6 protein-coding genes and 1 rRNA gene (2 of these 7 running past the window's edge) are annotated in these 10,000 nt (G+C 53.4%); 3 read left to right on the top strand and 4 right to left on the bottom strand.

Translation table 11 applies throughout. The features are described 5' to 3' along the window. Together gyrA and abc-f are read right to left on the bottom strand one after the other, a co-directional pair. Positions 1–1,483, bottom strand: partial view of a DNA gyrase subunit A gene (gene gyrA / locus RGB73_RS00210; RefSeq protein WP_310767653.1) — the 5' portion only. 1,028 nt of this gene lie to the left of the window's left edge; only the first 1,483 of its 2,511 coding nucleotides appear in the window; the start codon lies at positions 1,481–1,483; its stop codon lies off the left edge, out of view. A gap of 171 nt (positions 1,484–1,654) precedes the next feature. Beyond that, a complete protein-coding gene (gene abc-f, locus RGB73_RS00205) occupies positions 1,655–3,298 on the bottom strand; it encodes a ribosomal protection-like ABC-F family protein (RefSeq protein ID WP_310767651.1) in 1,644 nt (547 codons plus the stop codon). A 508-nt stretch (positions 3,299–3,806) separates the two neighbouring features. Between abc-f and RGB73_RS00200 the strand changes: the two genes are divergently transcribed. The 3 genes from RGB73_RS00200 to RGB73_RS00190 all read left to right on the top strand — a co-directional run bounded on the left by RGB73_RS00200 (position 3,807) and on the right by RGB73_RS00190 (position 6,769). Beyond that, on the top strand, positions 3,807–4,499 hold the full coding sequence (locus tag RGB73_RS00200) for a hypothetical protein (protein ID WP_310767648.1): 693 nt from the start codon (positions 3,807–3,809) through the stop codon (positions 4,497–4,499). A gap of 177 nt (positions 4,500–4,676) precedes the next feature. Then, a complete protein-coding gene (locus tag RGB73_RS00195) occupies positions 4,677–5,408 on the top strand; it encodes a response regulator transcription factor (protein WP_310767646.1) in 732 nt (243 codons plus the stop codon). Continuing rightward, positions 5,405–6,769, top strand: a complete 1,365-nt coding sequence (locus RGB73_RS00190; RefSeq protein ID WP_310767642.1) for a sensor histidine kinase — start codon at positions 5,405–5,407, stop codon at positions 6,767–6,769. Before RGB73_RS00195 ends, RGB73_RS00190 begins: the two co-directional genes overlap by 4 nt. 36 nt (positions 6,770–6,805) lie before the next feature. On the opposite strand, the gene RGB73_RS00185 is transcribed toward RGB73_RS00190, so the two are convergent. Together RGB73_RS00185 and RGB73_RS00180 are read right to left on the bottom strand one after the other, a co-directional pair. Then, a complete protein-coding gene (locus RGB73_RS00185; protein ID WP_310767640.1) occupies positions 6,806–8,080 on the bottom strand; it encodes an MFS transporter in 1,275 nt (424 codons plus the stop codon). Between the two features lie 208 nt (positions 8,081–8,288). Then, a 23S ribosomal RNA gene (locus RGB73_RS00180) occupies positions 8,289–10,000 on the bottom strand; it runs 1,216 nt beyond the window's last position.

Below are 10,000 nucleotides of genomic sequence, written 5' to 3'. Positions count from 1 at the left end.
CGTCCTCGATATGGTCCTCATCGACCGTAATGACCGTACGGCGCTCATCCCCGAACTTCTCCTTGATTTCGCTCAATTCCTCGCGAATGATCGCGTAAATCTTGCCTTCGTCAGCAAGAATGGCACGCAGTTCCGCGATTTTTGCCATCAATTCCTGGTACTCGTTCTCGATCTTCTCCCGCTCCAACCCGGTCAGGCGTTGCAGGCGCATGTCAAGAATCGCCTGTGCCTGCTCATGGCTCAAGCTGTAATTGTTCATGAGTCCGTCGCGTGCTTCTTCCGCCGTCTGGGAAGAACGGATCAGGCTGATGATCTCGTCGATATGATCGAGAGCGATGCGCAAGCCTTCCAAGATGTGCGCACGCGCTTCCGCTTGCTTGAGGTCGAACTCTGTGCGTCTGCGGATAATTTCGCGTTGATGCTGCAAATAGTAATACAGCATGTCGCGCAAATTCAGGATGCGTGGCCGGCCGTCTACGAGAGCCAGCATGTTGACCCCAAACGTCGTCTGGAGCTGGGTATGCTTGAACAGGTTGTTCAAGACCACCTTCGGAATGACGTCACGGCGCAGCTCCATGACGATCCGCATCCCTTTGCGGTCGGACTCGTCGCGCAGATCGGTAATGCCCTCGATTTTCTTTTCGCGCACCAGCTCGGCGATTTTCTCTACGAGTCTGGCTTTGTTGACCTGGTAAGGGATTTCCGTCACGATAATGCGCGGTTTGCCCTTCTCTTCCTCAATCAGCGTCTTGGCGCGCATGATGATGGAACCGCGGCCTGTTTCGTAGGCGCGGCGGATCCCGCTATACCCGAGAATTTCTCCTGCTGTAGGGAAATCCGGTCCCTTGATGATCCGCATCAGCTCAGGTATCGTAATGTTCGGATTGTCGATCATGGCAGTCACGCCATCGATTACTTCCGACAGGTTGTGCGGCGGAATGTTCGTCGCCATCCCTACGGCAATCCCTCCAGACCCGTTGACCAGCAGGTTCGGGAAACGGGAAGGCAAAACAACCGGCTCTTCCTTGCGTCCATCGTAGTTCGGCGCAAAGTTGACCGTTTCTTTATCAATGTCGCGCAAGAGCTCCAGAGCGATTTTCGAAAAGCGCGATTCGGTATAACGCATTGCCGCTGCCGGGTCACCGTCTACAGAACCGAAGTTCCCTTGACCTTCCACCAGCATGTAGCGCATGTTAAAATCTTGTGCCATCCGGACCATTGCTTCGTAAATGGAAGAGTCCCCGTGCGGATGGTAGTTGGCCATTACTTCCCCGACCGTGTTGGCCGACTTGCGGAACGCCTTGTCGGGAGTAAGACCCATATCGTGCATGGCATACAAAATACGCCTGTGTACAGGCTTGAGACCATCTCGAACATCAGGCAATGCCCGACTCACGATAACGCTCATCGCATAGCTGATGAACGACTCTTTCATCTCTTGGCTAATATCGACTTTGGGAAACCGAGCAGTTTCTTCTGCCATAAAAGGTAAACCTCCAACTGGTTATCGCAATACTTCATTATACCATATAGAAAGAGGACACGTCCAAATAATCCACGAAGTTGTCTGACTCTCCCAAAAGCCTGGCTTATTGGGCCGATTTTAGACGGTCTCTCACGCGATTTCCTAGTTTTTGTCAGAAAAGTCGTCCGATTACTCTCCATGCCTCCTGCATCTCTGCAGTGCGGCCAACGTTTCTTTGTACTCTATTTCGAGCTTCTCCTTGTCAGCCGCGGGCAATGTCGGCACCGACAGCCTGCCCACCACATCAGTCAGCTTCGTCTCGAGCAGCAATCGTTGCTCCGCACTGCTGTCACGCGTCTTTTTCTTGTGTTTGGCCTCGAGAAATTCCGGATAGGTGCCCGGGAACAGGCTCGGCTGCAGCTCGTCAAACGACAGCACGGCATCGGCCAGACCGGACATCAGCTTGCGGTCGTGGGTCGCAAACAGGATCGCGCCCGGAAAATCGGCCAAGAGCAGCTCCAGCTCCTCCTGCGTGGGGATATCGAGAAAGTTGGTCGGCTCATCCAGCAGCAGGACGTGGTAGTCTCCAAAGAATACTTTGGCGAGCGCCACTTTGACCCGTTCCCCTCCACTGAGATCGGAAACCGTTTTATGGACGGCATCTCCCGGGAAAAGCAGACGGGCCAGCGCCGTTCGTATCGTCGCTTCCGGATAGCGGCTGTCCTTTTTCACGTTTTCCAAAATGGTCTTTTCCGGGTCGAGCGTGGCTTGCGACTGATGGAAGTACCCCAGGCGAATTCCCGGTGAAATCGTGATCCCCTCCACTTTCTGCGCAATCATGGACAAAAGGGTAGACTTTCCGCTCCCGTTTGCCCCGATGAGCGCGACCCTCTGCCCCCTTTGCACGCGAAACGAGAGGTTGCGAACAAATGTTCGAGCCCCTGCATGCACAGTAATGTCCGTGCATTGAATCGCCGTTCTCCCCCGGTGTTCGCTTTCCTGGTGCAGGTCAAACTGGACCCGCGCCAGCTCTTTTGGCTTTTCCTTTTCCTCCAGCTGCGCCAGCCGGCTCTCCAGTGTTTTGGCTGCTCGCTCCACCTTTCCCCGTTTTCCTTGGGCCTTCATTTTGTGCAGCTTCGCTTCTGAGGAGCCCATCCGTTTCGGAGCGTCCTTCATGCCTCTCGCATGCTGCTTCTTGTCGACGATCGCCTGGGTCAGCCGATGTCTCTCCTTTTGATAGGCGTCATACTCCGCCCATTCCCGCTCCCTCTTCTGCTCCTTTTGGCTGCGGTATTCCGTGTAGTTCCCTTTGTACTCGGTCACGCTGCCATTCTCGACTTCCCAGATTCGGGTGCAAATCGCGTCAAGCAGCTCCCGGTCATGGGAAATCAACAAGACAGCTCCCGGATAAGCGTGCAAAGACTCTTCCAACTGCCGGATGCCCGGCAAGTCGAGATGGCTTGTCGGTTCGTCGGCAAACAGCAAGGGGGCCTCCTGCTCGAGTGCGGTGGCGATCTTCAGGCGAACGTGTTCTCCGCCGCTCATGGCTCCATGCACATTTGCGACTCCCCACTTCTGCCTCTCTTTGGCAGTAGTCTCATAGCCCTCCTCCTGCTCCAGCTGGCGAATAAAGGCGGTCGCCCCGTATGAGGAAAGCTGCCCTTGATCGGCAGGCAGCTCCCCCGCCAAGATTTTGAGCAGCGTCGTTTTTCCAGCCCCGTTTGGCCCGACGATGCCGATGCGGTCCCCATCCATGACTTCCAGCTTTTCTGCCCGGAAAATGACTCGGTCGCCGTAGCTTTTTTCTATATGACGTGCTTCCAGTAATAGCATACACATGCCTCCTTTTATCCCTTGCAAACTTCCTTTTCATTCGACCCTGCAGATTCATCCACACTCGCATCCCCGAAGTTTGCCTTTTCGAAAATAAAAAAAAAGACGCCGGAGTATCCGACGCCTCTCATTCCATATGACAAGCGCACCGGTCATGCCGATGCCATTTCCCGAACAAATCAAAAAAGGCACCGACATACCGGCGCCTTGGAATTCCACGTTTGGTCTGCATGTACGTAGACATGCAAAAGAAACTGGCTAATTGGAGAGCACCCGATACGTTTTCGTTACTATGCGATTGGGTTGGGTAGTAACGAAACGCTCTTTCAATGGACGGCCCTCCTGCCTATCTGGCACGAATTTTGTAAACAACAACATTTTATCCCAATTCACCCTGTCATGCAAGCGTCCGTTTTTTGATGAAATCCCCTCGCTTCTCCCATACATTTCTCACAATTCCTTTTTACCATAGTACTCGTACACCATTACCTGACGGGGAGTGAGTCGCATGAAAAAAATCCTTTCTGCAGCTCTGCTGACAACGAGCCTGTTTGCCAGCGGCACGGGAATCATCCACGCCGAAGAAAATCCGGCGAAAACGCCAAAGCTGGGGCAAACTGCCGAATACCAGCAGCTCCAGACCTTGCGAAACCAAACGAAAGAAGTAGATGCTGCACTGAAAGCCCAAGGGGAGAAAAACAAAGCACTGTGGGAGTCGCTCAAGGGAAGCGTTTCTCAGGAAGTCCGCGATCGGGTAAAAGCCGTTTTGGCTGAAATCAAACCTCTGCGCGAAGAAAACAAATCTCTTGCAGTCCAACTGAAAGAAGCAAAAGGCTCCAAAGACAAGGATAAGATCGCTTCGATAAAAGCCCGGCTGGAAGCAAACCATCAAGCTATCGAGCAAAAATTGGCCCCGATCGAAAGCGAACTGGCTCAAGTGAAGGAAATGCACCAAAGCCTGAAGGCGCCTTTGGCTGAGGTCAAACCGATCCGCGAAGCCAAGAAGGCGAGCAAGGAAGCAGCGAATCAATTGAAACAGCAAATCAAGGAGACAGTCGCATCCGCTAAGGAATCGTACAAAAACGAAAATGACGCCTGGCAATCCTCTCTTATCGACGCCATCGACCTGACCCGGCAGCTGGGAGAGATCAAATCCGAAATCTTGACGCAAAAAACCTCCATCTATGAGGCCCTGCAATAGATAAGCGAATACGCTGTTCTCATCTGACAGGCAGTTCCGTTTCGAACGGGGCTGCCTGTCTTGGGCTGCATTCGCAAAAGTATGGGAAAAGTGTGGGAAATCGCGAAGACATCCTGTTCCTTCGGCGATCTGTTGTACAATGACAAGGAGAAAACGAAGGTCTCGGAGGAATCAAGTATGAAGCCTTTTTCCATTGCGATTGTAGACGATGACCCCAATATCAGGCAGATAGTCGAAGCTTATTTGCAAAAGGAAGGCTATTTGACCGTGAGCGTCCACTCGGCAGAAGAGGCGCTGCATCTCAAGGAGACGAACCCTCCCGATCTGTGGGTCCTGGACATCATGCTCCCCGGCATGAACGGCTATGAGTTTTGCCGTCGCATCCGGATGGAGTCTGAGACGCCGATTATCATGATATCGGCGCGAGACGAGGAAGTCGACAAGATTTTGGGGCTGGAGCTTGGCAGCGATGATTATTTGACCAAGCCTTTTAGTCCCCGTGAACTCGTGGCGCGGGCCAATCGGGCGCTGCGACGCTGGGAACGCATGAAGCATCGAGAGGAACCATCCGCACTTCCGGAAGACAATACGCCGGAGCAGTCCGATCACCATCGGAGTGGTTTGCTCGTTTTGGATAAAGAAAAGCGGCTCGTTTATTCCCTGGGGGAGGAAGTCGAGGTGACCCCCAAGGAATTTCAGGTGCTCGCCCTGCTTGCAGAAAATCCGAATCGGGCCTTTTCGCGGGATGAATTGCTTACATTGGTTTGGGGCTACGATTATTTTGGCAGTGACCGCGTAGTAGACGACCTCATCAGACGAATCCGCAAGAAATTGGACAAAATCCCGCTGGAAACGGTTTGGGGATTTGGATATCGTCTGCGATCAGGCGAGAGGACGCTGGAAGGATGAGTCTGCAGGCACGCATTACGCTGATGTTCGGGCTGTTGCTTATTGTGCTCACGGCGATTTCTGGAAGTTTGATTCACTCCTTCCTCCTCGACAATCTGATCGATCAGCAGAGGAAAGAATTGATCCTGAAAGGCCAGACGTGGATCGATAAAAACAAGGACGCGGAGGAATTGACCCGGTCGGAATCGATTGCCGAGCTCGGTCGCCTGTTAGTTTCCAATCCGAAGGTAGAGGTATTGTTGCTCGGGAAAAAGAAGAAAGTGTGGTTTACGACTCTGCCCTCCTCCAATTTGAACGAATGGATGGACGCCCTGGAACGAAAGGCGGAAAAACGCAAAGATAAAAATATCTGGCTCGTCGGTGGCGATGATTATGTCGTGGTCAATTTGCCGCTGAAAAACGATGAGAAACAGAGACTGATTCTCGCTTCCCCGGTTCGCGGATTGAAGGATGTGCGGATGGAGCTGACGCAAACCATCTTTCTGATTTTGCTGTTGGGCGCAGGTGGGACGATCCTGCTGAGTTTCTTCATGACCAAGATCATGGTACGTCCGCTGGGTCAGCTAGTAAAGGAGATCAAGAAGGTACAGTTTCGCCAGTTTTCCGAGGTGAAACGTATTCCCGCCCGTGGTGAAATTGCCGAAGTCTCCGAAAATGTCTACTCCATGGCCCAGGAGCTGGATCGGTTCCATGAGATTCAGCGTCAGTTTTTGCAAAATGCCTCCCACGAGCTGAAAACGCCGCTTATGTCCATCCAGGGCTACGCGGAAGGGATACGCGACGGAATTTTTACGGGGCAGGCCGCCGAGCAAGGGCTGGATATCATTGTTGCCGAGACGGGCAGATTGAAGCATATCGTGACAGAGATCATCCTGTTGGCCAAATTGGAGAGCGAGGAAGATTTATTCCACCCTTCCCACCTATCCGTCACCGGGTTGGTCAATCAAGCCATGGAGCGCCTTCATCCGCTGAGTTTGCAACGGAATGTCTCCGTTTCCATGAGCTGCCTGGGTACAGATCCTCTTATCTACGTGGACGAGGGAAAGATTTTACAGGCCCTGCTCAATATCGTCGGAAACGCTTTGCGCCATGCCAAGGAGTACGTAGAAATCCGGATTCATGCCGGGAAACGCCAAGCCACGATCGAAGTCATCGACGACGGTGAAGGAATACCGGAGGATTTGGTTCCCCACCTGTTTCATCGTTTCGTCAAAGGAAAGAACGGCGAGCTTGGATTGGGACTGGCTATTTCCCGAGCTATTGTCGAACGTTCAAACGGGTCGATCGAAGCGAGCAATGGCAGCCTCGCTGGAGCCGTTTTCCGAATGACCCTCCCGTTATGTCCTCCTGAACAAAACTAACCCCCGACGGCTTTGATCGCCTCGGGGGTTTTTTAATTACATATTCCGGGAAACGGATGGGGTGAGCGCGTTCCGTCCAATCCTCATCACCATGAGTGAAGCCAGCAAACAGAAAGCCCCTGCTACGACGAACATGAAGAAGTAGCTGTTGAGCATCGTATAGACTACTCCTCCGCCGTATGCGGCGACTGCAGCTCCCAACTGATGGGAAGCCAGTATCCACCCAAACAAAACCCCCGCCTGCTGCCTGCCAAAAATATCGGTGGTCAACCTCAATGTAGGTGGTACAGTGGCCACCCAGTCCAAACCGTAAAAGACGATAAACAGTCCCAAGCTAAACGTAGAAGAGGACAAAGCTGTCGGGAGCCACATCAAGGAAAGGCCGCGCAAACCGTAGTACCAGAATAGCAGCCAGCGATTGTTAAATCGATCCGACAACCAGCCGGAAAAGGTCGTGCCGATGATGTCGAAAACGCCGATCAAGGCGAGCAAACTGGCTGCCGTGACAGCCGGAATCCCATGCTCCATGCAGGCTGCAATAAAATGCGTGCCGATCAGGCCGTTGGTAGACAAGCCGCAGATAAAAAAGCTGCCTGCCAGCAACCAAAAGTCAAACGAGCGAACACCAGTCAGCAACCCTCGAATGGCCGTTTGAAACGGGTTCTCTGTAGAGGGGGCAAACTCGTGGTCCGCTTCGGAAGCTCCATACGCTTTCAGTCCCTTGTCACTTGGACGATCCCGCATGAACATCAGGACAATTGGCACCATGACGAGTGCAACCGAGGAGATAATCCAGGTGGCCGTGCGCCAGCCCGCCATCTCAGACATGCTCGCCAATAGAGGGAGAAACAACAATTGTCCCGTCGCTCCGCTCGCCGTCAAAATCCCCATGACCAGCCCGCGATTCTTCACGAACCAGCGGTTGGCAATCATGGCCCCTAGCACGGATGCTGTGCAGCCAGAGCCGAGTCCGACAACGATCCCCCACAATAACGTCAATTGCCAGGAAGCCTGCATCCACGAGGTCAAAGCAGAGCCACATGCAAGCATCAGCAGAGCAATGACCGTGATGCGCCGAATTCCAAACCGATCCATGACAGCAGCTGCAAAAGGACCAGCCAACCCGTACAGCAAGATATTAATGGACAAGGCAAAGGAAATCACCGAGCGACTCCAGCCAAACTCCTGTTCAACCGGCACCATAAATACGCTTGGGGCAGAACGAATGCCAGCGCCGATCAAAAGAATAAAAAACGTGACTCCCGCAATCACCCAAGCATAGTGAAAACGAATGGAAAAAGCCTGTTTCATATTCATTCCTCTCCTACTGAAACGTCTGAAAATTCCGCATCGCCATTTCATATCCCTACTATAGAGGACCCGTAGGTAGAAGTAAAAGCATTGTTTTCCATGCACCCCATCAAAATGTTCGATGTCTCCGCCGAAAACAAAAAAACCATCCTACCCGGATGGCTCGTTCATTCCTTCAAAACTGAATACGCATGTATGCAAGGATTGTGTGGATAAGCCCTCGACCGATTAGTATTCGTCAGCTCCACGCGTTGCCGCGCTTCCACACCGAACCTATCAACCTCATCGTCTATGAGGGGTCTTACCAGCTTAACGCTGTGGGAAGTCTCATCTTGGAGGGGGCTTCACGCTTAGATGCTTTCAGCGCTTATCCCGTCCGCACATAGCTACCCAGCTGTGCCACTGGCGTGACAACTGGTGCACCAGCGGTGCGTCCATCCCGGTCCTCTCGTACTAAGGACAGCTCTCCTCAAACTTCCTGCGCCCGCGACAGATAGGGACCGAACTGTCTCACGACGTTCTGAACCCAGCTCGCGTACCGCTTTAATGGGCGAACAGCCCAACCCTTGGGACCTACTTCAGCCCCAGGATGCGATGAGCCGACATCGAGGTGCCAAACCTCCCCGTCGATGTGGACTCTTGGGGGAGATAAGCCTGTTATCCCCAGGGTAGCTTTTATCCGTTGAGCGATGGCCCTTCCATGCGGAACCACCGGATCACTAAGCCCGACTTTCGTCCCTGCTCGACTTGTAGGTCTCGCAGTCAAGCTCCCTTCTGCCTTTACACTCTACGAATGATTTCCGACCATTCTGAGGGAACCTTTGGGCGCCTCCGTTACCTTTTGGGAGGCGACCGCCCCAGTCAAACTGCCCACCTGGCATGGTCCTCTCGCCCGATGAGGGCGACGAGTTAGAAACTCCGTACATCAAGGGTGGTATCCCACCGACAGCTCCACAGAGGCTGGCGCCCCTGCTTCTCAGCTTCCCACCTATCCTGTACATGATGCACAAAGTTCCAATACCAGGCTACAGTAAAGCTCCATGGGGTCTTTCCGTCTTGTCGCGGGTAACCTGCATCTTCACAGGTATTATGATTTCACCGGGTCTCTTGCCGAGACAGCGCCCAAGTCGTTACGCCTTTCGTGCGGGTCGGAACTTACCCGACAAGGAATTTCGCTACCTTAGGACCGTTATAGTTACGGCCGCCGTTTACTGGGGCTTCGGTTCAAAGCTTCGCTTGCGCTAACTCATCCCCTTAACCTTCCAGCACCGGGCAGGCGTCAGCCCCTATACTTCGCCTTGCGGCTTCGCAGAGACCTGTGTTTTTGCTAAACAGTCGCTTGGGCCTTTTCACTGCGGCCCCCTCGGGCTATAAACCCTACCGGGGCGCCCCTTCTCCCGAAGTTACGGGGCCATTTTGCCGAGTTCCTTAGCAAGAGTTATCCCGCGCACCTTAGGATTCTCTCCTCGCCTACCTGTGTCGGTTTGCGGTACGGGCACCTTGTTCCTCGCTAGACGCTTTTCTTGGCAGTGTGAAATCAGGGACTTCGGTACTAAAATTTCCCTCGCCATCACAGCTTGCCCTTACGGTGTGCGGATTTGCCTACACACCAGGCTCACTGCTTGGACGGCCATCCAGTAGGCCGCTCACCCTATCCTCCTGCGTCACGCCATTGCTCAAGCGGAACAGAGGTGGTACAGGAATATCAACCTGTTGTCCATCGCCTACGCCTTTCGGCCTCAGCTTAGGTCCCGACTAACCCTGGGAGGACGAGCCTTCCCCAGGAACCCTTAGGCTTTCGGTGGACAAGATTCTCACTTGTCTTTTCGCTACTTACACCGGCATTCTCACTTCCAAGCGCTCCACCGCTCTTTCCAGTACGGCTTCACTGCTGCTTGGAACGCTCCCCTACCCAGTCCG

This window comes from Brevibacillus brevis (assembly GCF_031583145.1).
Taxonomy (GTDB): Bacteria; Bacillota; Bacilli; order Brevibacillales; family Brevibacillaceae; genus Brevibacillus; species Brevibacillus brevis_E.
Note: the sequence above shows the minus strand (reverse complement) of the source record. Positions and strands in the feature narration are given on the sequence as shown.